Origin of the sequence: Desulfocurvibacter africanus subsp. africanus DSM 2603 (genome assembly GCF_000422545.1) — a bacterium.
In the GTDB taxonomy this organism is placed as follows: domain Bacteria; phylum Desulfobacterota; class Desulfovibrionia; order Desulfovibrionales; family Desulfovibrionaceae; genus Desulfocurvibacter; species Desulfocurvibacter africanus.
On sequence record NZ_AULZ01000005.1, the window covers coordinates 100,952 to 121,533 of the forward strand.

At 63.4% G+C, this 20,582-nt stretch carries 30 protein-coding genes and 1 other RNA gene; 4 read left to right on the forward strand and 27 right to left on the reverse strand.

Going from position 1 to position 20,582, the window contains the following annotated elements:
* Positions 1-143 precede the first annotated feature (143 nt).
* The 9 genes from H585_RS0104615 to H585_RS0104655 are packed head-to-tail and all read right to left on the reverse strand — an operon-like array spanning position 144 to position 6,875.
* Entirely contained in the window at positions 144-1,454 is a 1,311-nt protein-coding gene (locus tag H585_RS0104615) for a phage head morphogenesis protein (RefSeq protein WP_051182944.1), read from the reverse strand.
* Entirely contained in the window at positions 1,454-3,013 is a 1,560-nt protein-coding gene (locus H585_RS0104620) for a DUF935 domain-containing protein (protein WP_027366943.1), read from the reverse strand. The genes H585_RS0104615 and H585_RS0104620 overlap by 1 nt, the downstream gene beginning before the upstream one ends.
* A complete protein-coding gene (locus tag H585_RS20835; RefSeq protein ID WP_051182946.1) occupies positions 3,013-4,590 on the reverse strand; it encodes a hypothetical protein in 1,578 nt (525 codons plus the stop codon). The genes H585_RS0104620 and H585_RS20835 overlap by 1 nt, the downstream gene beginning before the upstream one ends.
* On the reverse strand, positions 4,587-5,153 hold the full coding sequence (locus H585_RS0104630) for a DUF3486 family protein (RefSeq protein WP_027366944.1): 567 nt from the start codon (positions 5,151-5,153) through the stop codon (positions 4,587-4,589). Before H585_RS0104630 ends, H585_RS20835 begins: the two co-directional genes overlap by 4 nt.
* 3 nt (positions 5,154-5,156) lie before the next feature.
* The gene (locus H585_RS0104635) at positions 5,157-5,453 is read right to left on the reverse strand and encodes a VpaChn25_0724 family phage protein (RefSeq protein WP_027366945.1); all 297 of its coding nucleotides are present in this window, start codon (positions 5,451-5,453) and stop codon (positions 5,157-5,159) included.
* A 1-nt stretch (position 5,454) separates the two neighbouring features.
* Positions 5,455-5,766, reverse strand: a complete 312-nt coding sequence (locus tag H585_RS0104640) for a DUF2730 family protein (protein WP_027366946.1) — start codon at positions 5,764-5,766, stop codon at positions 5,455-5,457.
* 1 nt (position 5,767) lies between these two features.
* Positions 5,768-5,980, reverse strand: a complete 213-nt coding sequence (locus H585_RS0104645) for a TraR/DksA C4-type zinc finger protein (RefSeq protein ID WP_027366947.1) — start codon at positions 5,978-5,980, stop codon at positions 5,768-5,770.
* A complete protein-coding gene (locus tag H585_RS0104650) occupies positions 5,980-6,390 on the reverse strand; it encodes a 3TM-type holin (RefSeq protein ID WP_027366948.1) in 411 nt (136 codons plus the stop codon). The genes H585_RS0104645 and H585_RS0104650 overlap by 1 nt, the downstream gene beginning before the upstream one ends.
* Positions 6,387-6,875: a D-Ala-D-Ala carboxypeptidase family metallohydrolase gene (locus H585_RS0104655; protein ID WP_027366949.1), complete on the reverse strand. Its 489-nt coding sequence runs from the start codon at positions 6,873-6,875 to the stop codon at positions 6,387-6,389. The genes H585_RS0104650 and H585_RS0104655 overlap by 4 nt, the downstream gene beginning before the upstream one ends.
* Positions 6,876-6,994: 119 nt before the next feature.
* On the opposite strand from H585_RS0104655, the gene H585_RS0104660 reads away from it, so the two are divergent.
* The gene (locus tag H585_RS0104660; RefSeq protein WP_027366950.1) at positions 6,995-7,492 is read left to right on the forward strand and encodes a thermonuclease family protein; all 498 of its coding nucleotides are present in this window, start codon (positions 6,995-6,997) and stop codon (positions 7,490-7,492) included.
* On the opposite strand, the gene H585_RS0104665 is transcribed toward H585_RS0104660, so the two are convergent.
* The 18 genes from H585_RS0104665 to H585_RS0104750 all read right to left on the reverse strand — a co-directional run bounded on the left by H585_RS0104665 (position 7,493) and on the right by H585_RS0104750 (position 17,062).
* Positions 7,493-7,912, reverse strand: a complete 420-nt coding sequence (locus H585_RS0104665; protein WP_027366951.1) for a Mor transcription activator family protein — start codon at positions 7,910-7,912, stop codon at positions 7,493-7,495.
* A 2-nt stretch (positions 7,913-7,914) separates the two neighbouring features.
* Positions 7,915-8,133, reverse strand: a complete 219-nt coding sequence (locus H585_RS0104670; protein WP_027366952.1) for a hypothetical protein — start codon at positions 8,131-8,133, stop codon at positions 7,915-7,917.
* Positions 8,130-8,630: a regulatory protein GemA gene (locus H585_RS0104675; RefSeq protein ID WP_034627152.1), complete on the reverse strand. Its 501-nt coding sequence runs from the start codon at positions 8,628-8,630 to the stop codon at positions 8,130-8,132. The genes H585_RS0104670 and H585_RS0104675 overlap by 4 nt, the downstream gene beginning before the upstream one ends.
* Positions 8,627-9,688: a hypothetical protein gene (locus H585_RS20840; RefSeq protein WP_027366954.1), complete on the reverse strand. Its 1,062-nt coding sequence runs from the start codon at positions 9,686-9,688 to the stop codon at positions 8,627-8,629. Before H585_RS20840 ends, H585_RS0104675 begins: the two co-directional genes overlap by 4 nt.
* On the reverse strand, positions 9,676-9,993 hold the full coding sequence (locus tag H585_RS0104685) for a hypothetical protein (RefSeq protein ID WP_027366955.1): 318 nt from the start codon (positions 9,991-9,993) through the stop codon (positions 9,676-9,678). Before H585_RS0104685 ends, H585_RS20840 begins: the two co-directional genes overlap by 13 nt.
* Positions 9,990-10,679: a helix-turn-helix domain-containing protein gene (locus H585_RS20845; RefSeq protein ID WP_034627158.1), complete on the reverse strand. Its 690-nt coding sequence runs from the start codon at positions 10,677-10,679 to the stop codon at positions 9,990-9,992. Before H585_RS20845 ends, H585_RS0104685 begins: the two co-directional genes overlap by 4 nt.
* Positions 10,676-10,858 (reverse strand): hypothetical protein, encoded by a 183-nt coding sequence (locus tag H585_RS0104695; RefSeq protein ID WP_027366956.1) that lies wholly within the window; start codon positions 10,856-10,858, stop codon positions 10,676-10,678. The genes H585_RS20845 and H585_RS0104695 overlap by 4 nt, the downstream gene beginning before the upstream one ends.
* A gap of 11 nt (positions 10,859-10,869) precedes the next feature.
* Positions 10,870-10,943, reverse strand: an RNA gene (locus tag H585_RS22360) — hammerhead ribozyme type II.
* Positions 10,943-11,179 (reverse strand): hypothetical protein, encoded by a 237-nt coding sequence (locus tag H585_RS0104700; RefSeq protein ID WP_051182948.1) that lies wholly within the window; start codon positions 11,177-11,179, stop codon positions 10,943-10,945. The genes H585_RS22360 and H585_RS0104700 overlap by 1 nt, the downstream gene beginning before the upstream one ends.
* A gap of 2 nt (positions 11,180-11,181) precedes the next feature.
* Positions 11,182-11,424 (reverse strand): hypothetical protein, encoded by a 243-nt coding sequence (locus H585_RS0104705; protein WP_027366958.1) that lies wholly within the window; start codon positions 11,422-11,424, stop codon positions 11,182-11,184.
* Positions 11,421-11,933, reverse strand: coding sequence for a host-nuclease inhibitor Gam family protein (locus H585_RS0104710; RefSeq protein ID WP_027366959.1), 513 nt, complete (start codon positions 11,931-11,933; stop codon positions 11,421-11,423). Before H585_RS0104710 ends, H585_RS0104705 begins: the two co-directional genes overlap by 4 nt.
* 24 nt (positions 11,934-11,957) lie before the next feature.
* Positions 11,958-12,236 carry a hypothetical protein gene (locus H585_RS0104715; RefSeq protein ID WP_027366960.1) on the reverse strand — a complete coding sequence of 93 codons (279 nt, stop codon included), beginning with the start codon at positions 12,234-12,236 and terminating at the stop codon, positions 11,958-11,960.
* Positions 12,233-12,616 carry a hypothetical protein gene (locus H585_RS0104720; RefSeq protein WP_034627161.1) on the reverse strand — a complete coding sequence of 128 codons (384 nt, stop codon included), beginning with the start codon at positions 12,614-12,616 and terminating at the stop codon, positions 12,233-12,235. Before H585_RS0104720 ends, H585_RS0104715 begins: the two co-directional genes overlap by 4 nt.
* Entirely contained in the window at positions 12,613-13,203 is a 591-nt protein-coding gene (locus H585_RS20850) for a hypothetical protein (protein ID WP_034627163.1), read from the reverse strand. The genes H585_RS0104720 and H585_RS20850 overlap by 4 nt, the downstream gene beginning before the upstream one ends.
* Positions 13,204-13,205: 2 nt before the next feature.
* Positions 13,206-13,943: an AAA family ATPase gene (locus H585_RS0104730; RefSeq protein WP_027366962.1), complete on the reverse strand. Its 738-nt coding sequence runs from the start codon at positions 13,941-13,943 to the stop codon at positions 13,206-13,208.
* A 33-nt stretch (positions 13,944-13,976) separates the two neighbouring features.
* Complete coding sequence (locus H585_RS20855; RefSeq protein WP_051182952.1) at positions 13,977-16,064, reverse strand: Mu transposase C-terminal domain-containing protein; 2,088 nt, start codon at positions 16,062-16,064, stop codon at positions 13,977-13,979.
* 327 nt (positions 16,065-16,391) lie between these two features.
* Entirely contained in the window at positions 16,392-16,634 is a 243-nt protein-coding gene (locus H585_RS0104745; RefSeq protein ID WP_027366964.1) for a hypothetical protein, read from the reverse strand.
* Positions 16,631-17,062, reverse strand: a complete 432-nt coding sequence (locus tag H585_RS0104750; RefSeq protein ID WP_027366965.1) for a phage regulatory CII family protein — start codon at positions 17,060-17,062, stop codon at positions 16,631-16,633. Before H585_RS0104750 ends, H585_RS0104745 begins: the two co-directional genes overlap by 4 nt.
* A gap of 214 nt (positions 17,063-17,276) precedes the next feature.
* On the opposite strand from H585_RS0104750, the gene H585_RS0104755 reads away from it, so the two are divergent.
* From H585_RS0104755 to H585_RS0104765, 3 genes are all read left to right on the forward strand, one after another.
* The gene (locus H585_RS0104755; protein ID WP_027366966.1) at positions 17,277-18,023 is read left to right on the forward strand and encodes an XRE family transcriptional regulator; all 747 of its coding nucleotides are present in this window, start codon (positions 17,277-17,279) and stop codon (positions 18,021-18,023) included.
* Positions 18,023-18,586, forward strand: a complete 564-nt coding sequence (locus H585_RS0104760; protein WP_027366967.1) for a DUF4875 domain-containing protein — start codon at positions 18,023-18,025, stop codon at positions 18,584-18,586. Before H585_RS0104755 ends, H585_RS0104760 begins: the two co-directional genes overlap by 1 nt.
* A 182-nt stretch (positions 18,587-18,768) precedes the next feature.
* The gene (locus H585_RS0104765) at positions 18,769-19,065 is read left to right on the forward strand and encodes a hypothetical protein (protein ID WP_138708162.1); all 297 of its coding nucleotides are present in this window, start codon (positions 18,769-18,771) and stop codon (positions 19,063-19,065) included.
* Positions 19,066-20,582: the final 1,517 nt, after the last annotated feature.

Consider the following 20,582-nt stretch of genomic DNA (forward strand, 5'->3'; position numbering starts at 1 on the left):
GACAATCCAGGGCCAGCGTCTTACGAGATTTCTAGGCGGATGCGACACGGTGCTATTCCCCCGGCCGTAGCACGTCGCTTTGCGACGGAGCGCCATGTGGGGTTGCCGCGCAAGCGGATTGGGGGGCCCCACCGTCCGCCGCCTTACTTCTCCTCACCCTTCTTCTCCTTGCGCAGCAGTCTTCGGATAGTCTCGTCGCGCTTGACCGCGTCGCGGCTCAGCCGCCGGAAACTCGTCAGGTAAAGAGCCTTGCCGCTGAGCGTGGCCTTGACCACGGCCACATAGCCTGCCGCGTCCTCCAGGAGGTAGACCAGGCTCTTGCCGCCGTCCTGGATGGCGCTTCCGCGTTCCACGGCCTCCTGCACGGCCGCGTACTCCTCGGGCATGATCTCCGGGTGCTCCCGGTTCTGCTTTTCCCAGCTCTCGCGGGAGAAGCGCACCACATGGGCTTGAGCCTGGATGCGCGCGGCATCGGCGTCCGAGACCACGGCAAGCGGGAACTCGCCGCGCGGGTTGCGCATCCACTCCCCGAACACGGGCGAGCGCACCAGGTCGCGCACGCTACTTGCCGCGTCGGCCCTGTGCGCCGCCTCCAGCTTGCCAGCCATATGCTCCAGGGCCTGGCCGAGCCGGCCGGCGACTCCAGGATTGTAGTCCCAGCCTGGGTCGATGCCGACAGGCACGCGCTGCACCTCGCCGGTGCGCTTGTTGATCCACTCGCGCCTGGTGATCCTGGGAGAGTCGGTGCGCACGGGCATGCGCCGCTTGACCAGACGGCCCGTGGGCAGGCCTGTTTCCGGGTCCAGCTCCTGGGCGCCGGGGATCTGCACGCCGTCCTGCTTGAGCCGCTCGGCTTCGGCCTTGGTGACCTGGCGCACGCGGCACTTGCAGCCCCAGCCATTGGGCGGCATGTGCGAGCCCCAGAAGGGATCATCCACGGGCAGCAGCAGACCGTGCCAGGCCATGTGCTCGGGGCGGTGCTCGCGGCTTGGGCCGAGCTGATAGAGCAGGTACGGCAGGCTCGCCTTGGTGCGTTCTATACGCTCCCACTGGCCGGCGGCGCGCGCCGTGCGCAGGTTGGTCTGGTATATCGTGCGCAGCCGGCGCGGACTGCCAAGCTGCACCTCGCGGGTTTCGCCGGTCAGCGGGTCCGTCATCTCCTTGCGGCCCCACCAGCCCAGCTCCATCAGGCGCGGCTTGAGGTCCTTTTGGAACTGGGCGAACGTGCGGCCTTCGGCCATAACACGCCGAACTTCCTCGCGGATGGAAGTGCGCACGTCCAGCTCCATGGCCTTTGCCACCACAAAATTTGTGGCGTGCTCCTCGCGCCAGACGTCCAGATAGCTGAAGCTCGGCTTTGACTTCTTACGGTCGAAGTACTCCAGGGCTTCCTTGGGCGGCACGCCAGGAAAGCTGAAGCCTGGCCGGGGCGGGTAGTCGCTGGGCTTGGCCATCAGGCTTCACCCCCTGCATCACCCAGGCCTCTGGCCTTGAAGGCCGCCTCGGCCAGGTCCCTAGCCAGGACGGTGGAATCCATCGTGCCGGCCAGCTCGGGCAGCTTGGCCAGAAACTCCTCGAAGCTCCCGGCCTCCTCGGCCAGCTTGAGTACGGGGTTGATCACTGGCGCTGCGAGCTGCTCCCATTCGCCCAGGGCCTCGGCCTCCAGCTCGTCGATCTCGTCGGGTTCACTCCTTGGCGCGGGGATGCCCTGATTAAGGGCCTTGCGCTGCCGGTTCTCGGCGGTGGCCAGCCCGGCGGGCTGGGCCTGGGCAAGCACCTCGGCGCCTTCCTCCGGGTCAGGCAGTCCGAGCTTGTCACGGACCACGCTGGCCTCGACGCGCAGGCCAAGCGGCACGAGCTTGGCCAGCACGTCGGCCAGGGTCGTCAGGTCCTCGGGCTCGGGCACCGGCAGGCGCAGGCGCGGATAACGCTCCCGTGGGCCGTGGTTCAGCTGGATGTAAGGGATGACCAGGTCGCGGTTGAGCGTATCGGCGAGCTGCCTTGCGTCGGCGGCCAGGATGTCCAGGCGCACGTCGTTGTGCACCTTGGCCTGGGCCAGGCTTGCGCCGTCATCGGAGGTCATGGTCTGGCCGAGGATTGCCTTGCTGACCTGCTTATCCAGCCACTCGGCAAGACGCTGGAACAGCTCGTGGCCGCCGGCGGCCTTGCCGGCCTCGATAAACTCGATCTTCATGGACTCGGGAACGACGGCGGCCGCGTCCGTGCCGATGTTGGCCACGGCCGTGACGAGCTTGCGGATATCGTCCTCGCTTGCGCTCGCGCCGTAGCGTCCAAGGCGAAGCGGCATGCCGAAGACCTCGGCAAAGGCCATCCAGTCCGAAAGCGCGTAGCTCTTGCACATGAAAGACACGGCCGCGAGCCTGGCCAGGCCGCCGCGCACGGGCAGGCCGCTCTTGAGCTTGGGCACGTGGGTGATGAACTTGTACGGCGCAAGCGGGATGCCGCGCATCATGTCGGCCTCATCCAGCAGGCGCAGGGTGCGGCCGTCCTCCAGGTCGAAGATGAAGTGCCTGGGATCGCGCCATTCATAGCGCGCGGGCGTCCATTTCGAGGATGAGCGGTTCCACATGACCTCGACCACGGCAAAGCCCTTGCCCAGCCCGTCCAGGAGGTCGGACAGGAGGTCACCGAAGGCTGGCCGGCGCACCAACTCGCGCACCTCGTCGGCCAGATCCACGTCGGCCTGCTCGTCGCTTGCCGCTTCAACCGCGCCTTCAAGACCGGCCAAGGCCCGCTTGCGCGTGGCCAGGACGCTTGCATAGTGCGCGTCCCGTTCCTCCATCTCCTCGGCCAGGGTCAGATAGGCGCGGTGGTCTCCCTGGGCCGCATCGCGCAGGATGGACGCAAGGCGCTCGGGCGTAAGCCCAGAGGTGACCACTGCCGCGTCCCAGACCTGGCGCACGCCCATGAGCGACGGCGCAGCATGCTCGCGGGTCAGCTCCTGGCGGCGGATGGGCCGGCCCAGGTGATCAAAGAGCGTGGGGTCAGCCATCACAGCACTCCTCGGCGAAAGCCGCCCGTGACGCGCACGGGACGGGACAGATGGTCATGGTCGCGCCCTTGGCGCGAGTCGCGCGGGTTGCGGGGCACGGGGCGATAGTCGAAGACTTCCACGTCCATCTGGCTGGCGGCGTAAGCAAGCACCAGGGCCACGGCCGAGTCGGCGTGGCGCTGCTTGCCGTCACTGCCCTTGGCGCGCAGGTCATCAGGCACCTTGGCCACGCCCTTTATGACCTTAATGGCGCGCAGGTCGGAACGGATGTCGGCATGCCTGGGAATGAGGATCAAACCGTCTTCAAAGGCCTGTTTGAAGGCCGGCATGTTGTCCCGGTACCACTCCTGCGAAAGCATGACCTGTTCAATGCGCATGTGGCCGAAGTTGTCCGCCGCATGCTCGGCCAGCTGCTGGCCGATGCCGCGCGCATCGTGCTTGCCGGCGTGGAACCTGGGCAGCATGGGCACCAGATAGTCGAGGATCTGCTCCTGCTGGTCGAAAGGCACATTGCGCAGCTCCAGGAGGAACGGCGCCCGGCGCCGGAGGTTCTGCTCCATGACCAGGGGCGCGAAGACGCTCAAGTCCCCGGAACGGCCGCAGTCGAAGCCGTAGACGTGCTGCAGGTCTTCCTGGAGCTGCTCCATGCGCGGAACCAGGTTGTCCTCGATCCAGCCTGCGCATTCATAGCGGCGCACATCCACGGGCTTGAGGCTGAACTCGTTGGGATAGGCCAGGCGCAGGACCGGCGCATCATACATGCAGCGCTCAATGAGCACGCCCGACAGGAACGCGCCGGAGCCGCTCTTGGGCACGGCGTCCAGCTCTTCCTCGGCATCGTCTCCGTAAAAGGCATAGACGTCTTCGACCCAGGCCGCCTCGGCCTCGGCGTCCCAGTCGATGCCGCGACGCAGGCAAACGCGCTCGTAGAGCCCGTCCTTGACCGCCTCGCGGAAAGTGAAGCGCTGCACCGTGCCCTTGCGCTTCTTGGCCCGGATCTCGGTGATCAGCTCGTTGAAGGCGTTGTCCTCGCCGTTATGCGTGCTGATGATGCGCACCTTGCCGCCCCAGATGAGCAGGGCCATGGCCGACTTGATCAGTTCGCCCAGGTCATCGTGGAAGGCCGCTTCATCAAGCACAACGACACCCTGCTTGCCGCGCAGGTTGGCCGGCCTGGAGCTGAGGGCCACGATGCGGTGGCCGGACTCGGGGAAACGAATGGTGTAGGTCTTGATGTGCTTGTCCGGGTCGGCGTCCTGCCAGATGCCTTCCTCTATCTCGCCGGCCGCGTAGTGGAAGACCTTGGCCCACATGGCGCAGGCCTCGACGAACTCCAGACCCATGTCCTGGTTGTAGCCGATATAGAAGACGTTCTGGCCGCCGGCGGCCTTGGCCGAGGCGGCAATGAGCACGTCGTCTGCGGCCTCGGCCCAGGTGATGCCCGTGCGTCGGCCTTTTTCGCAGACCTTGAGCGGCGAGGTGTCCGCGATCCAGCGCTGCTGATACGGCAGAAGAACCGCCGGAAGCTCGGCGGTCGCGGTGCTCGGCAAAGCCTTGCGCAGGTCCAGGCTGCTCACGACGGCACCCCGAGGATTTCGCGGCGCAGCTCCTGCACGGCCTCCTTGGACAGGCCGCGCTTCTTGGCGATCTTCTCGGCCTTGCTCGCGGCCTCCTCGGCCGCCTGCCGCCGGATGTCCTCCTCGCGCTTGAGGTTCTCGCTGGCCGCGCGCTCCAGCTTCTCCATGCCCACGGCCATGTCGCGGATGATCTTGGCCACGGCCGGGGCTTCCTCGGCGCTCATCTCGCCTTCCTGCATCTTGAGCGACAGCTCGAAGGCCAGCGTGCGCAGCAGCTCGTTGACGAGCTGGCCGACCTGGCCCTGGGGCACGGCCCCGAGCTTGCCGATCCACATCTCGGCCACCTCGCGCGCCTGGCGCAGCTTGGCCCCGACCTCTTCCATGCGCTGGGCATAGCGGTTGACCGCGCTCTTGCTCACCCGGCCGGGAAAGCCTTCGGCGGCCAAAAGCTCATTGATCCGCTTCGTCACCTCAAGCTGGGTGACGCGCGGATCTCGGAGCAGCTCCTGGAGGCGCTCCAGGACATCCGGCGGCAGGGTTTCGATGCTGGACGGCCGTGGCATGGCCTACCTCGGAGAGGGCCGGCGCACGCCGGGCACGGTGGCCCGACCGGCGGCCACGTCCTCGCCGCGCCCGGTCAGGCGCACAAGGGTTACCGGTCCGGACGGCTCAACCCTGACAAGGCCTTGCTCCTGAAGCCAACCGGCATCGGTGGCCACCTGGTCGCGGGTGCAGTTGTGTCCCAAAGAGACAAGCGCCGCATGGAGCAGGCTTGTATTCATGCTGTAGCCGGGGTCTTCGGCCAGGCAGCGCAGGATCACCAGGCGGCGATCCTCGGTTACGAGCTGGGCAAACGTGCTCACGTCATGCTCCCTTGTTGAGCAGGTGCTGGTTGATCAAATCCAGGGAACGCCTGATGGCGCGCAACTCGCCGCCCTGGTCGGCCACAGTGCCGGCCACGGCGTTGAGCCGCTCATAAATCTTGCTCAAATCCCCGTGCCTGGGCGCGTGGCTGCTGTCGGACTCAACGCGGGAAAGCCGTTTTTCAAAATCCTCCCGGCAGCGCCCGCAATGCTCAGTGCTGACGAACCGCCGGGACAGGCTCCACATCACCCAAAAACCCACAAGGTTGAGCCCGGCCCAGATGAGCGGCCACCATTTGAGAAGCAGGTCCATCTCAGCTCCTTTCAAGAAGTCGTTGGCATTCCACACACAGCCCGACACCAGGCACTGCGGCCAGGCGCGCGGAAGGGATGGGCTGCTCGCACTCACGACAGCAGGGCACACCCGCAATGATCACAGGGCCAAGAGACTCAGACCCTGCCCGGCGGGCCAGGGCCTCGGCCAGAAACAGCTCCTCGGCCCGCTGGGACAGGTCGGCTTCGTCCATCAGTCCTTGCCCTTGCTCTTGAAGGCCTCGGCCAGCTTGGGCAGGACCTTCTCGGCCGAACGGCCGATGACGTAGCCGCCCAGGCCAAGCTCGATGATGTCCCACACGCGAGTCGGCAGCGGCGTGGACAGATAGCCCAGGCAATCGGCGATGATCAGGCAGAGGAAGGTCAGCATGGTCAGTGGTCGCCAATTGCGCTGCAGCCAGCCGTGCCCAGCGGCCTCGGCGGCGATCGCCTTGGACCTGGCGTCCATGAGCTGAGTCTCGTACTGGAGCATGCGCTCGGATAGCTGCACCTCCAGCCTGACCAAGGCCGCTTGGGCCTCCAGGCGCTCCTTATCGCTCGTGAACTTGTCGATGACCTTGTTCACCGGCGTGAGCAGGTCGGTAAGGAAGCCGATGACGCTCATGCCAGCAGCTCCTTGATGTCGTGGATGCCGGGCGTGTAGCGGGTGCGGCCGTTCTTGGGGTCAGTCCAGGCGGTGAGCAGCTCGCGCCTGGGCTCAGCGCCCTCCAGGGCCGCGCCCACGTGTGTCCAGCATCCGAACTCGTGAATGACCTGGTCAAACGGCAGGCCGCTCTGCTCGTACCAGCGGCAGACCTCAAGCGGCGAGGCCCCGGCCACGTCCAGGTCTGCCGCCAAGGCGTCCATGTGCCTGGACATGAATGATCCACGGACAAGCCTGTTCAGGTCCGGCGGGCGGTAACCGGACAGGATCGTGGTCAGGCCCAGGGCGTCGCGCATGGGCTGCAGGAGCGTCACGGCGAGTCGCTGCACATTGAAGAACAGCTTTGAGCTGAGCGGGATCTCGACCACTATCCCGTTGCGGGCTGCGGTTTCAGACCTGGTAAATTCGTCGAGGTAGAAGTCGGGGGAGAGTTGTACGCGTTTCATGCCCGCCGTGGTACGGCGAAAGCAAAAACCATCTCAGGCTGAAGTGGTTCAGCGGAAGGCTTGATTCGGGGGATTTAAAGGCGGTTTATACGCATATCGAAGCCTGATACACAAGCGGCATGCGCAACCTCATCCTGATTATCCTGATCCTGGCGCTGCAGGCCTGTACCCCGACCGTTCAGCCGGATCTGCCTGCGGGAGCGTGGGTCGGCATTGTCGACCAGGTGTACGACGGCGACACGCTGACCGTGATCGATCCGGAGCGCGGCCGCGTCCGGGTCAGGCTGTACGGCGTCGACTGCCCGGAGCTGAGGCAGGCAGGCGGCATTCAGGCGCGCGACACTGCCCGCAGGCTGCTGTTGCAGAAGTCGGTCATCGTCCAGACCATTGACGTTGACCGCTACGGACGAAACGTGGCCAGGGTCCGCGTGCAGGATTCGGACGTGTCCGAGGCCCTGGTCAAGGCCGGGCATGCCTGGGTCTATGGGCGCTACTGCCGCATCGAGGCGTGCCGCTCCTGGGCGGACCTCCAGGAGCAGGCTCAAGGCCAAGGCCTTGGCCTGTGGACCGATCCGGCGCCCATTGCGCCCTGGGCGTGGCGTAAAAGCAAGCATTGATCAACCGATCCCAGGCAGCATGATCTGCCTGCTGCGCTCGGCTTCGCCGGCGCGGTTCAGGATTTCCCACACCCACCTCTCTGTCAGCCCTACCTGGGGCGCTATGTCCCTCGGGGCCAGGCCATCGGCGCGCAGGCGCAGGACCTGGCGATCGCGGGCGTTGCGCAGGGCACCCGCGCAACGCGGGATGTTGCGCAGGCAGTCGCCGCCGTAGATCTTCGACAGCTTGAGCGCGGCCGGGAATCCCAGCTCGCGCGCCAGATCATGGCCAGGCGTCATGTCCTTGGGCACGTACACGGCCGTGATCCCGCCCCAACGCTCCACGAGCTTGAGCGAGGCCGGCAGGCCAATGAGGTCCACCAGCTCGCGCAGGCTCTCGGGAAGAGCGGAAAGGGGCGCGTCTTGAAGTGCGTTCGTCATGGCTACTGCTCACGGGCCGGAGTGCACCGCACCAGGCGCTCGGCCTCCGACTTGCTCATGGTGATATCGTCAGTGCCCCACACCAGCTCAACGAGACGTTCAGGACGCTTAGGCGTGCCGGGCTCTGTCCGGCTGGCGGCGCTCCCGCCTCGGCTGCCGAGCCAGTAGCCGGCCAAAAGTGCCCCGTAAGCCAAGGCCAGGGCGAGATTCCATGTGATCATTCCGTCTCCCTGCCTTTGCGCTGCGCGTCCCGGTACAGGGCTGCGATGACGCCCGAGAGCTGCTCGGGCGAAGCGAACTCCAGGCGCTCCACGCCGCACTGGCGCTTGAGGATCGAGGCCGCGTAGCTCCAGGGGATGAACCCATTCTCGTCGGTTCCCTTCTCGGCCAGCATGGCCTCGATCTTCTTCATCATGGCCGTGCGGGAGTTATAGCCCTTGCGGTTCAGGTTCCCTGGCCGGCCGTGGGCATCGGCCTTGCTCCTGGCCTTGGGCGCATCCTGCCAGCCAAGACCCCGGAAGTGGGCGATGAGCTTGCGCAGCTGGCCGTCGGAGAGCTGCCCGGCCGAGTCCTGGCCGAACTGCTCCAGGAGCACGGCCCGGTAATCGTCATCGGACAGACCAAGCTGCTTCTTGGCCACGTGGACCTTGGCGAGCAGGGACTTGCCCAGGGCGGAGCGCTCCTTGACGTGCTTGGTGGTCTTCAGGGCGGCATTCATAACTGTCCTCCGGCGGCTTGCATCTTGGTCGGCGAGAGGAAGCGGCCGGCCAGCTCCTGGATCTTTGCGTCGGATACAGTCGGCTCGCCGCGCTTCAGCCTGTCGAAATGGTTGCGCAGCCAGGACACGTCCCGCTGATTCACCCCTTCGGCATCGCAGAATTTGCGGGCGCTTCCGGCCTGGCTGATTCGCTCTGTCATCTCTCTCTGCAGACGGCGGATGGTCACTTCGTCCGGCTTGAACGCGGGTTGAATCGACGTTTCATCCGAGTGATTCGCTTCATGCTTCAGCGCTTCCGGCTCGGCTGCTTCAACCGCTTCAATCGTGGCGACTGATTCAACGAGTGCTTCAACAGCCTCTTCAGCAGTCGCTTCAACGGACTCAGCCGAGACGACCGCTTGGGCCTCGGCGCGGATCTCGCTCGTGGCCGGGCTGACCGTGGCCACCTCGCGCACGGCACGCAGGCGACGGCCGGCCAGGGCTGCCATGGACGCGGCTCCAATCTGCAGCAGGATGAGGGCCACGGCCTGGAGCCCGGCGGCAGCCAGGCGCTGGCCGCTCACGGACTCGGGCGCGCTGTCCACCAGAGCGGCGCGGCGGGCCTCCAGGTCGGCCAGGGCCGTGCGGGCGTCATCGATCCGGCCGTGCCAGCCGTAGCGGCCGGAGGCGGTAATGGCCAGGTACTTGTCCAGTTCGGCGCGCCTGGCGTCGATGGCTGCATCCAGGTTGGCCAGCCGGCCAGGCAGGGCCTTGGCCGCCTCATGGGCCTGCACAATGGGCGAGCTGACCTGGTAGAGCGGCCCGGCCAGGAGCACCAGGCTGGCCACCATGGCCAGCAGGCCGTAACCAAGCCGCGCAGCCCAGCTCCGCGACCAGGCCGAGACGGCCCACCAGCTTGCCGCGAGCACGGCCAGGGTCACGGACAGGCCAGGGCCTGCAACCTGGTCGAAGTAGGCTGACCAGAAGGTCCAGCCGTGCCACTGCAGGAGCACTTCGCAGCAGGCCAGGACGGGAATGGGCAGGGCCAGGGCGGTGATGATCTGGGCTAGACGGCGCATGATTCCTCCTTCAGGTAGCCCAGCTCACGGGCCATACGGTTCAGCTTTTTGGCCAATGCGCTCTGGCGACGCAGAATGGCCTTGCGTGCCTTTTGAGTCCGAATCGTGGGCCATTCAGCCTGGAGCCGATCGTACAAACCGCATATGCGCCGGAACTCTCGCTCCTTGCTGGCTTTGACGATCACGCCCACAAATTCTTCACCAGCGCCTTTGCTGGTCTGAATCTGAGGCAGGATTTCCGACAGAACTTCTGCGAGCACATCCTTGCTGGCCTGCATGAACTGCTTTTTCATTTCGATGTTCATGCGCTCTCCCTCTCCGCCCATGCGCGGAGCTTCTTGCTCACACTCAAGGCCTTTTGAAGCTCGTCCTTGAACTGCACCGGGGCCTTGAAGATGGTCATGCCCAGGCTGGCCAGCATGGCCTCGACCTGGATGACGTCTGAGCGGCAGAGCCCGGCCAAGTACTCCAGTCCCAGGGCGCAGGCCTCAGCCTCGGGCAGCGCCTCGCGCACAGCCCTGGCCAGCGTGGCCACGTCGAGTTCGGGAACGGCTTCGGCTAGAGGTTTTGGCTGGACGGACTCAACTGGCTGGATGTCCGACTCGCTCTTCTCTTGCTCGTCTCCGAGACAAAGCAGCCATGCCGGCCGGACGCCACCAAAGGAGCAGACGGCTTGGAGGTGTTCGTCCTTCAGCTTCAGGACTCCACGTTCCCAGCCGCTGACTGTCACCTGAGCCACGCCCATTGCGTCCGCCAATTCGTATTGGCTTAGGCCAAGCGACTCACGCAGGGCCCGCAAGCGCCTGCCGATGGCCACGGCCACTGGCTCTTGGGTCTGCTGCGGCTCCTCGAAAAACTCCGGCATCGGAGCCGGGGTGTCCTCACTGCCGCATGAGCCGCACAGGACCCGACGCGAATCCAGATCCAGACCAAGCTTCACCTCTGCGCACTCGCCGGGGAAGGCCTCGCGTCCCAGGATGGCACAGATCACCGCGAGCCTCCGCAGCAGCGCCGCGCCAGGTCCCTGGCTGCTTCTGCCTCGCGCCTGGCGGCCTTGAGGTAGGCGCAGCGGCAGTCCCGGCTTGAAAACTTGGCCAACCTGTTAACCTGGCTGGCCAGTTCGGCGTGCTGTTCCTGGGGATCGCGGTAGCGGATGCGCTTGGGTCTCATGGCGGGCTCCGTTGTGGCTGCTCATCAGGGCCGGGCCGCCACGCCCGGCCGACCGTCGCCCGAGGACGGGCGGACGGTTTCGCTTCATTCGATGGCCGTCACGCGCTCCAGCGCGTAGCAGCCGCTGATTCCCTCCAGCCAGATCACGGCCGTGTGACCGCTCAGGAGCTGGGCCTCGGACCTGGTGCGAGTCTGGACCGTGCCGCCATTGTCCCGGAGTGCCGTGACAGCAGTTCCCACGGGATGACGCTCGTTCCAGGCATCGCACTCGGCCTGGAGGCGCAGCGCGCGGATGGTCCTGCGGTAGCTTGCGGCGGCCATGGCTAGCGCCCACCCCTGTCCGACGTCGGGTACCGGAACACGACGAACTCGTTCCCCGCCCCGATGAAGTGCGGCACGGCGCAAGTGCGCTCGCACCTGGGGCAGACGAGCTGCTCGCCCTTCCGGACGGTCCGCGCGCGGATCTCGGAGCCGGGCCTGGTCAGCTTGCAGGGCTTGTAGCCCGGCAGGACTACCAGGATTGGCACGCCGCCCTTGGTGTCGGTTTCGTGCTTGAAGACGCTCATGCCGCTTCCTCCTTGAGCTTCTCCTGGCTCAGCTCGATGAAGAACTCGTCGCTCGTGTCCAGCTTCACGCCGACCGTCTCCTGGCGCTCCTCGGGCCAGGTCTGCAGGGCTTCCTTGTTGACCTCTTCCTTGATCCGGATGCCGTCCTCCAGTTTCAGCTCCTTGAGGCGCTGGAGCACCAGTGCCCAGGTGAACTTGGAAAGAAGCTTGAGCTTGGTGGACTTGCGGAAGCCGAACACGCCGAAGGCGCGCTCAACGGACCTGCGCTTCTTGAACAGATCGGCCTTGTTGTAGGCCCCGAACGTGGCCAGAGCCGTCTCCAGCTCCTTCTTGCGCGCGGCCAGGGGTGCGGCCGCCTTCTTGGCCTCGGCCTTGGCCACGTCCAGGGCTTCGTTCATGGCTGCCTCGATCTCGCCCAGCTTGCGGCCGATGCGACACAGCTCTTCCAGCACGGCATCGGCCTGGGCCAGATCCTCGATTGTCATCACTTGCGGTTTGCTCCGTGCCACGGTCATCCTTCCTTGGTCTGTCGATTACGCGCGAAAGCAGTCATTCAGCTGGCCGCAGACAAGGCACTCGCTCAGCGGCACGGATTGGCCCGGCTTTACCCCGTTCTCGGGGCAGGCCACGTGGAGCCTTTCGCCGTCCTCCATCGTGGACATGATGCCCAGGGCCTCCAGGTTGGACAGGGGCTCCTGGATGCCGCGCAGCTGCGCATGAATCGGGCTCAGGCGTTCCCAGATGTCCGAGGGCACCGTGCCGGCCAGCGATCCGAGGTCATTTAAAGCCGCGTTAAACTTCTCCGTAATCATGCTCCGCCTTCCTTGTTTTGCAGGTTTCGCGGGCAAGCCTGGCAGGCCTGCCAAAGCTTCACGGCCCAGCCGCTGTCAGGAGCAAGCGGCTTGCGCTGCTGCTCCAGACACTCCTGGCCGGTGATCTCGCCCAGGGCCGGGCAGGTGACTCGCTCGCTCATGAGCGCGGCGCGCACACGGGCCTCGACCTGGGCTAGGTTGCCCCTGTAGTCGTTCTTGAGCACACCGCTGATGACCGCCGGGCAGTAGCCAAGACGCTTGGCCAAGGAGGCCTGCTTCTGCCCGGCGTCCACTTCGCGGGCCAGGGCGAGCACCCAGTCCGGGGCATCGTCCCGCCAGGCGACCCGCACGGCGGTTTCCTTGGGTCCTACGATGCTCACGAGACACCTCCAGCGCTCCAGACCACGCGCCCCTCATTCGGGTCCCAGATCTGCTTCGTGCGCTGAATCTGAGGCGGGAGAATGCCAGTGTCGCGGTCGTCGCACAGGCGATAGCGCGCCAGGCGATGCGGCCCGAACTTCTCCACCTCGGCGAGGTAGCCGGCCTTGAACAGGTGCTTCACGTAGTCCTTGGCTTCGCCCTCGGCCACGCGCACGCCGTCGGCGCTGGCCGCGTCGGCCAGCTCGCGGTAATTGAAAGGCTTTTTCATGCGCATGATCAGCCACATCTTCTCCCGGCCCGAGCCCATGCGCACGGTCTGGCCGTCCTTGTCCAGGCGCGGCGTCTGGAGGCTGCCGCGCTCCAGCTCGTAGACCTGCGCCGGGCCGAGCATGTAGGCCGGCCGCAGATAGCCGCCCTTGACCAAGCGGCGCACGTAGTCGACCACGGCTGCGCGCGAGCCGTTGCTCAGGGCATGGACGCTGCTGACGGTGATGGGCTTCTTGTCCCTGTCCAGGTCGGAGATGATCCGCCAGTAATGGTCCTGGCCGCGCATCCGCGACTGCTGATGGATGGGCTTGCGGGCCATGGCTAGCGCCTCCTGGCGGGCGGACGGCCGGAGAAGAAGGGCTCGTCGCCCCACTGGGCCAGGCCCATGATCTCCAGGCCCTCGATGGCCGCGCGCTCGCGCGCCCGCTCCAGATTCACGCAGATCCGGCGCACGCGGCCCCCTCCGGCCTCGTGGATCTTCGCCAGCAGGTCCTGGCCGATCTCAACGCCTGGGGCGTAAAGCCGGGCCAGATGGCGCGTGTCCTCAAGGCTCGCGGGCTGGGCCGGAACCCAATCCAGGACCCGGTTGTCCACGCGCTCCCACCTGGAGAGCAGCTCCGGAAGCATTTCCTCGCCGATGAGCACGATGGACGCTCCGCTCTTGTCGTGGATCTCGCGCACCACCTCGATCATGCCCTTGCGGGCCAAATGGTCCGCTTCGTCCACGAGCACCGGCAGCTTGGTACGGCACAGGCAATCGATGATCTGCTCGATCATGTCCGCCACCGTGCGCTTGGCCGGTACGCCGACCTGGCGCAGGAGCGCTGTGCAGAGCTTCTTGCGCGTCCAGCTCTCGCCGACCTCCACGTACACGGCCCGGTTGACCACCACGGCCCTGGTCGCGGCCACGGTCTTGCCGTAGCCGCTGTGGCCGTAGAAGCAGCCCATGCCTGGCAGATGCGGCGGGCGGTTCATGACCCGCTTGACCAGTTCGTCCAGCAGCGTCACGTTCCGCAGTGGGGCCACGTCCCCGTTGACAGAGGGTTGTGCCTGGGTCATCCTTCAACCTCCTTGATTGACAAGGCCTCGCGGCTACGCTTCAAACGCCGCGAGGCCGAATTCCCGATACATGTCCCGCTGGCTCAGGTACTCGGCAGTCTTGCTGTAGCCATCCAGCCAGCGGGCATCCGCTTCCGAAATCTGCTCCCCACGCTCCAGCCGCTGCTCCAGGCTCAAGGCCCTCAGGTAGCGCGCCTTCTTGATGTCCATGGGCTTCGGCTCCGGCCTGACCTGCTCGGCCGGCTCGGCCTTGGCCTGCAGGGCCTGCTCGAACTCGCGCACAAGCTCGGCGTGCTTGGCCTGCTGGGCCGGGGTAAGCTCGACGGCCACGGGCGCGGCCTCCAGCATGGGCGCGGCTCCGGCCAGGATCTTGTCCTCCTTGCGCCGGATGCGCTTGAGTTGCTGCCGGGCGCGCTCCTCGCGGGCCTGCTCGATGACGGGCTTGGGGAAGTAGGGCGTGGCGTTGGCGTCCAGGCCGGCCGTGCAGATGAGCCGGCCTTCCAGGTCGCGCACCCACACCATCTGGACATTGTGGATGTCGTAGCCGACCTGCACCTCTCTCTCGTGGTAGAGGTCCAGCTCACGGGCGAAATAGGAGTTGTTGGCGACCTGGACGACGCAGCGGCGCACGGTGCGCACAACGTAGGGCCGGAACAGGTCGGCGGTCTCCTCGGGAGTTGGCCGCAGGACCTCAGCTCCCTGGGACAGGCGCAGGTTCCAAAGCTCGTTGGGGCTCATGTGCCGAGCCCGGCCCGTCTCCTGGTCGGTGATCTTGGGCAGGCTGGAGTGCGGGCGGTTGTTGTAGGCGTCGATGCACCCCTGAGCCCAGTCCACGAACTGCTGCCAGCTCATGAGCAGCTTGGACGATCCCTGCTCCTTGAGGTCCTTCTTGATGCGGTCGTCGCGCTCCTTGCGGGACTGCTGGTCCATGTCCATGCCGCAGTAGGCCGGCAGCATGCGTGCGGAGCGGACCCAGCAGGAGCCCTGGAAGCGTTCGATGACGCCGCGCGCCTGGCTGCCGTAGGGCAGCGAGTGCTGCACCGAGGTGCCCAGGCGGGAGAGCATGCCCAGGGCCGGGCCTGTGAGCACCTCGTTCTTGAAGCCGCAGCCGTTGTCCACGTAGAAGATGGCCGGGATTCCGCCGATCTCCACGGCGTTGCGCACGGCGTCGGCCACGAGCCAGGACGATTCGTGCAGCTCGGCGCTCCAGCCCACGCAGCGCCTGGTCACAAGATCCAGCACGGAGATGATCTCCGGCCGCACGGGCTGGCCGTGGATGGGATGCTGTACATTCAGGTCGGCCTTGTGGCCGTCCGCCGTGTAGACGTCCCCCAGCTCCAGGTCGTCGAGGCCGCGACGCTTGTAGGCCATGAACTTCTTGAGTTCGCGCGAGCCCAGGCGACCCTTGTTCTTGACCCGCACGCCCATGCGCGCCAGCTCGCGCTCGACAGTGCGCAGCGCGGGCAAGGTCACATCGTCCGGCAGGAGCCCAGGTGTCTGAAGCTCTTCATAGCACTGCCTGATGCTTGGCTGGCCGCGCCGCTGGTACAGCTTCATGAAATAGAGCAGCCAGGCCGGATCGTTCCGCCTGGCCTCGGGAGCCTTGGGCGCAAGGCCGTCCGGGCCCTGCAGCTTGAGGATGCGCCGCCAGTTGCGCAGGGTCGCGGCGGACAATGCGCGGGATGAGCCCGAGCGGGCATTGGCTTTGAGCACAAGGGCCTGCAGGTGCTCGACCAGGCCGCCGCACGCGGCCGCTTCGGCGATCTTGCGCTCGGCCTCCAGCATGCCCACGGCGGCACCCAGGCGGGATACGGCGTCGAGGATGGCCAGTCGCGCGTCGCGGATCTCGCGCTGCCAGGTCTTGAGGCTGACGGCCGGGGCCGGAATGGCCTCCGGGGCAAGGATCACGGCCGGAGCCGAGCGAGCCAGGAGCGCCTCGGCAAGCTTGTCACGGGTTTCGATGGGCAGGGCGGAGGTGATCCACTCGCTTCCGCCGCCACGGCCGGAGCGCGGGCGGGACTGCCAGCCTTCAGCCTTAGCTTGACGCTGGATCGTCCGCTCGCTTGTGCCGAGCAGGTCCGCAAGCTCCTTCGTGCTGTATACGTCTTTCAGCGTAGTCATCCGGCTGTCCCGCTATCCTCTTTGGTCCTACAAGGCTGGGCCGCACAAAGCCGCAGAGCGGCCGTTGTTGGATTCAGCGCCCCCTGCTATGGGTCGTTAAACGCCCTTCACAAACCCCTGAAAAAAGAGCGTTGCTCGTGCTCGGACCAATCGCGCATGCCAAGCAAGCCAGCGCAATGCTGGATGCGCTGACAAAGCACTTTTTCGCGCCAGGGTTGTCTTACCTGCAAGCCACGGCCGTTGCTGGAGAAATATATCTCGACGTTCTCGCGCCAGAGATACTCGATTGGCCGTTTTGGTCGCCTGATCCATTCGCGGAGTAGCCATCTACGCCGCCTCCTGTCCGTTGTTCTCCAGGTCCTCAGGCAGGGCCAGGAACTGCTTGGGACAGCCCTTGTCCCTCAAGGCACGCAGGACTCGGCGGCTGTTCTTGCGGCCGAATATCGTGTGGCTAACCAGAGAGTGGTGCACTCCCAGTTCGGCGGCCACGTCGTTGACCTCCAGGCCGATGTCAGCCATCCATTCTTTGATCCTGTACGGCTTGCGCCGCTTGCCTGAGCCCTGCTTCATATTTCTTCCTCAAGCTTCTTTTTGCGACGTTGCAGCCGCTTGATCTCGGCTTCGATCTCGGCCCGCTCCAGGAGCGCCGCCTGTCGTTCATCTATGATCGTGAGCCCAAGCGGCGCGGCCAGAGCCTGGATGGCCCCGTGATCGCCCACGACGCGGCAGAACACCACCAGAGCGCGCAGCCCAGGCACATGCTCTCGGTCAGCTGGATTGAGCCACTTCTCAAGGGTCGCCGGAGCCATTCGTAAGGCATTCCCGGCCTGCAACCTGATGCCGTGCTCGGCGGCCACCTCGGACATGCGGTCGCAGATCTGCTCACGGGACAAAGCACTTTCCTTGGCGGCCCTGTTCATGGCCGCCTTGAGCGCCTGGAGTACGTCCAGTCCAGGCCCGAAGAGGGAAAGTTGCCTACCGTCCGCTGACTTGCGCATTCGCTATCCGGTCAATTTGTGACCTCGGACATTGACCCCCCGAAGGAGTGCCGAGTAAGGTCTAACCGTGACGGTCGTTTTGTGACCATCTTTCTGGGCACTTTATGACCCATAATTTTGGGAGTCAACATGAAAAAGTATGTCGCAGTTCATTTTTATGAGCTAGCGACCCACTTTTATGGATTTGTGTGGAATTATATGGAGATAGCAACAGATGGCGACCAACGAAGGGCTGTCGGAGTTTGTGTCGGAGTTTGACCCTAGAAGTGCGACACAAAATTTTGGGGAAAGACTCAAAAAAGAACGCGAGAAGCTGGGCTTGTCCCAGCGTGACATGGCCCAAAAAGTTGGTGTTGGTCTATCCTCAATCCAGAATTATGAAAGCGGGCTTCTGCCTAAGGGAGACCACCTGGTAAAACTGGCAGTTGCCCTTTCTTGCTCTGTAGACTGGCTCCTCTTCGGAACCAAGCAGGGCGCCGGTGAGCACTCCGAAGCTTCAAGGATGGGTGTTGGTTTTCCTAGCCAAGTAATCCAACCCTGCGACCCGGAGTTGGTCATGGTACCAAAGGTCGAGGCCAGGCTCTCTGCCGGGACAGGCAGCCTGGAGACCAGCGCGGAAATCACAGGGCGATTCGCCTTCCGCTCCAAGTGGATTCGAGCCCGAGGCAATCCTCAAGAGATGGTTTTGATGGACATCTACGGGGATTCAATGGAGCCGGAGATCAAGGCAGGTGACACGGCCCTGATTGACCAGAGCCAGACCGACGTGCATGTGGGTAGAATCTATGCGATAGGCATTGATAGTGAGGTTTTCATCAAGTACGTGGACCGAATCCCCGGCAAGTATATTCTTCGATCTGCAAACAAAAACTACGAACCTATCCCCGTTGATCTTAACGAAGAGAGCTGCAACGTCCGCATTATCGGCCGGGTTGTGTGGTGGTGCAGGGAGGCCCGCTGATGAAGGTTGCTAAATCGTTATGTATCGCACTAGCATTCTCTTTTATATTTTCTGCAAATGGATTTGCGGAGAAAGTTGCATTTTCAATCACTGGTAAAGAAGATTTTAGTTTTCCAGGCAGGAGTAGAAAGTCATTTACGCTTGTTCCTGATAGAGATGATCTGACGTTTGACATGTTGCTGGAGGCGGTCAAATCTGCTGCCGTTAATCTCCAGCAAAATGAAAGATGCGACGTGGTTGAGGTCTGGATAACATGCGCCAAGTCTGGAGACACGTTTTCTGGATTCAATGTTTTGGCCCTGGCCAGATATTGTCCTGATGGACGCGGACACTCTGGGAGCGATAAGTGGACTTGGGAAGTATTTGTAACCAAAAATGCTACGCCTGATAAAATCAAGTTTATCAATGCACTTGAAACGCGTTATCCAAAATTCAGGGATATGTATTCAAAAGAGTATAACGCCGCCCGCACACAGATCGCCGCTGACCTTGGGTTGCCGCCTGATTTCAGGCCGGACATTGAACTAGAGGAAGTTGTCAGCCGCCGTAGCGGGGGTGTCTAAAACAACCGCCGCGCGGATTATTTTTCTGGCGGCGGTGTTCAAATCAGCCTTTTCCCCTCGGATGCCCACGAGTCCCGATATATCCCGGCATTTCCCCGAATATCCCGGATAGTGCCGGTGTTAGAATCTAGCGCCGCAGCACACCAAGCGCACGCATCCGCATCCCGGCGGGCGCGAATTTCGTGTACCAGATAGTCCAGATGGACGTACGCTGCACTGTTACCCTGTCCAAGGACTGTTTCCAGGCTAAGTTGGCCTTCTTCGCGGACTTGGCCATTCACCGTCCCTTTGAACAGGTTAAGGCGGTCTTTCAAGACAAGGAGCGGCTCAAGCCGTCCTACTCCAGCGTGTTCGCCCAGAAGCGCAAGCTGGCGAAGGCCATGGTCGCCGCCGCCAAGTGCGCTGGACGAAGCGACTTCAACCGGGAACGGTTTCCCATCGATTCAAGGCGACGAATTATGCATGAGACGGACGACTGAACGAAGGCCCCGCGAATGCGGGGCCTTCGTACGTTCAAAAGGGGGGCTTCCAAAGCCCTTGCCGTCGGCTGATCGCCGACGGCAATTCACCTCCTGCTTTATCGTGTTATTGGTCGGCTTGCAGCCGGCCAATAACACCATGACAAAGCTAACAAACGACGATTATAGGCGCTTGCGGTTGAACCAAGCGAGGGCGCTGCCCTCTCTCAGACTCACTCCCGGCAGGGAGCTGGGCTCCCTGCCCCCATTTTATGTGCAATGTGCCGTAGTTTAGCTTGCAGAATAAATGCTATCAACACATCAATCCATGCCTCTTGATGCATATGCGTAAAACCGGTATAAAGACAGGCTCTATCGACAGTTTGGTGCCCATAAACTGCAGATTGCAGCATTTTTGTCCGCCGGAATTGCCGAAAATATAACGTTTACAACTCCGGCTGAAAGGAGCCTATAGTGGAAGCCTACATCGACTACATCATCCATAGCACGGTCATACTATTGACTATCCTGTTCATCTACATCCTAAAATGTATCAGTGATAAAGCCGCCGCTTCTAAATCCACCTCTTTAGATATTCAAAAGAGGTGCGAAAGTGATGACACTTCGCTAGATCCATTCTACTCCAGCTTTGCTGACAACATACATCATCGTATCGGCGAGTAATAACAATCCCTTACGATAAATAACCCACAAATCTCTGTAGTCATCCTTTCATCAAGTATATGACACAAAGACCGCAACGAAGTCGGCTAAACTGTATACAGCCTAGCCGACTTCGTTGCGGCCGTTATCTTTACCAATCCCATCTTTTTGACCCCTTATTCCCGCCTGCCTATAGTTCATTGCCAGGGGATGGCCGACTCGGCGCCCTCGGTTGGCATCTCCTTGGGAACCACGATACCGCTTGCGTGCCGACTTCACTTGGTTCGGCGGCCTCCGCAACCACGGTGCTGCCCCACCAGTCGTTCTGTCGACAAGCTGAGACTGCTTACCTGTGCCGTGTTTGACGACAGCCCCCACGTCCAGGCCATCGCCAACCACATCTCCCCACATGTTCATCTGGACTATTGCAGTTCAGCTAAAACTACGTGTCCGACACGTGTCCCAATCCGTTTTTTCCGTGTTTTTGGTGGCACTTGGCTCATCGACAGGTCTAATGATTTAAGGCAGTTTAGCGGCCTAATAGTTTAGAAGCACACGACTTTCACGCAGGCGACAGGGGTTCAAATCCCCTTGGGGACGCCAACGCAAATCAACAGGTTACATACCTGAGCATTTTCCAGGGGTAGCATTGGACTAGCACTGCCCCGCAATTGCAGCCCTCGAAGCATCCGCTTCGGGGGCTTTTTGCATCTTGAACAGAAACACCCTCCCACGCGGCCCAAGTCTCTCCAGTGGGTTCTTCACGCACCCGAGCTAATGCAAATATCTTCAGGGTTCTTCTTTCGACCTTTCGACTGGCCGCGACGCTTGGCTTGCGGCCCTGGAGAGGATAGCGTTGCGTGGTCTTGAACTAT

Excerpts from the sequence above, each read along its gene's own strand:
- H585_RS0104730 (WP_027366962.1), bottom strand. The coding sequence starts at position 13,943 with ATGACCCAGGCACAACCCTCTGTCAACGGGGACGTGGCCCCACTGCGG.
- H585_RS20855 (WP_051182952.1), bottom strand. The coding sequence starts at position 16,064 with ATGACTACGCTGAAAGACGTATACAGCACGAAGGAGCTTGCGGACCTG.
- H585_RS0104750 (WP_027366965.1), bottom strand. The coding sequence starts at position 17,062 with ATGCGCAAGTCAGCGGACGGTAGGCAACTTTCCCTCTTCGGGCCTGGA.
- H585_RS0104645 (WP_027366947.1), bottom strand. The coding sequence starts at position 5,980 with ATGGACGAAGCCGACCTGTCCCAGCGGGCCGAGGAGCTGTTTCTGGCC.
- H585_RS0104665 (WP_027366951.1), bottom strand. The coding sequence starts at position 7,912 with ATGACGAACGCACTTCAAGACGCGCCCCTTTCCGCTCTTCCCGAGAGC.
- H585_RS0104670 (WP_027366952.1), bottom strand. The coding sequence starts at position 8,133 with ATGATCACATGGAATCTCGCCCTGGCCTTGGCTTACGGGGCACTTTTG.
- H585_RS0104755 (WP_027366966.1), top strand. The coding sequence starts at position 17,277 with ATGGCGACCAACGAAGGGCTGTCGGAGTTTGTGTCGGAGTTTGACCCT.
- H585_RS20840 (WP_027366954.1), bottom strand. The coding sequence starts at position 9,688 with ATGCGCCGTCTAGCCCAGATCATCACCGCCCTGGCCCTGCCCATTCCC.
- H585_RS0104615 (WP_051182944.1), bottom strand. The coding sequence starts at position 1,454 with ATGGCCAAGCCCAGCGACTACCCGCCCCGGCCAGGCTTCAGCTTTCCT.
- H585_RS0104705 (WP_027366958.1), bottom strand. The coding sequence starts at position 11,424 with ATGAGCGTCTTCAAGCACGAAACCGACACCAAGGGCGGCGTGCCAATC.
- H585_RS0104620 (WP_027366943.1), bottom strand. The coding sequence starts at position 3,013 with ATGGCTGACCCCACGCTCTTTGATCACCTGGGCCGGCCCATCCGCCGC.
- H585_RS0104660 (WP_027366950.1), top strand. The coding sequence starts at position 6,995 with ATGCGCAACCTCATCCTGATTATCCTGATCCTGGCGCTGCAGGCCTGT.
- H585_RS0104695 (WP_027366956.1), bottom strand. The coding sequence starts at position 10,858 with ATGAGACCCAAGCGCATCCGCTACCGCGATCCCCAGGAACAGCACGCC.
- H585_RS0104650 (WP_027366948.1), bottom strand. The coding sequence starts at position 6,390 with ATGAGCGTCATCGGCTTCCTTACCGACCTGCTCACGCCGGTGAACAAG.
- H585_RS0104700 (WP_051182948.1), bottom strand. The coding sequence starts at position 11,179 with ATGGCCGCCGCAAGCTACCGCAGGACCATCCGCGCGCTGCGCCTCCAG.
- H585_RS0104630 (WP_027366944.1), bottom strand. The coding sequence starts at position 5,153 with ATGCCACGGCCGTCCAGCATCGAAACCCTGCCGCCGGATGTCCTGGAG.
- H585_RS0104655 (WP_027366949.1), bottom strand. The coding sequence starts at position 6,875 with ATGAAACGCGTACAACTCTCCCCCGACTTCTACCTCGACGAATTTACC.
- H585_RS0104715 (WP_027366960.1), bottom strand. The coding sequence starts at position 12,236 with ATGATTACGGAGAAGTTTAACGCGGCTTTAAATGACCTCGGATCGCTG.
- H585_RS20850 (WP_034627163.1), bottom strand. The coding sequence starts at position 13,203 with ATGGCCCGCAAGCCCATCCATCAGCAGTCGCGGATGCGCGGCCAGGAC.
- H585_RS0104640 (WP_027366946.1), bottom strand. The coding sequence starts at position 5,766 with ATGGACCTGCTTCTCAAATGGTGGCCGCTCATCTGGGCCGGGCTCAAC.
- H585_RS0104685 (WP_027366955.1), bottom strand. The coding sequence starts at position 9,993 with ATGAACATCGAAATGAAAAAGCAGTTCATGCAGGCCAGCAAGGATGTG.
- H585_RS0104675 (WP_034627152.1), bottom strand. The coding sequence starts at position 8,630 with ATGAATGCCGCCCTGAAGACCACCAAGCACGTCAAGGAGCGCTCCGCC.
- H585_RS0104760 (WP_027366967.1), top strand. The coding sequence starts at position 18,023 with ATGAAGGTTGCTAAATCGTTATGTATCGCACTAGCATTCTCTTTTATA.
- H585_RS0104745 (WP_027366964.1), bottom strand. The coding sequence starts at position 16,634 with ATGAAGCAGGGCTCAGGCAAGCGGCGCAAGCCGTACAGGATCAAAGAA.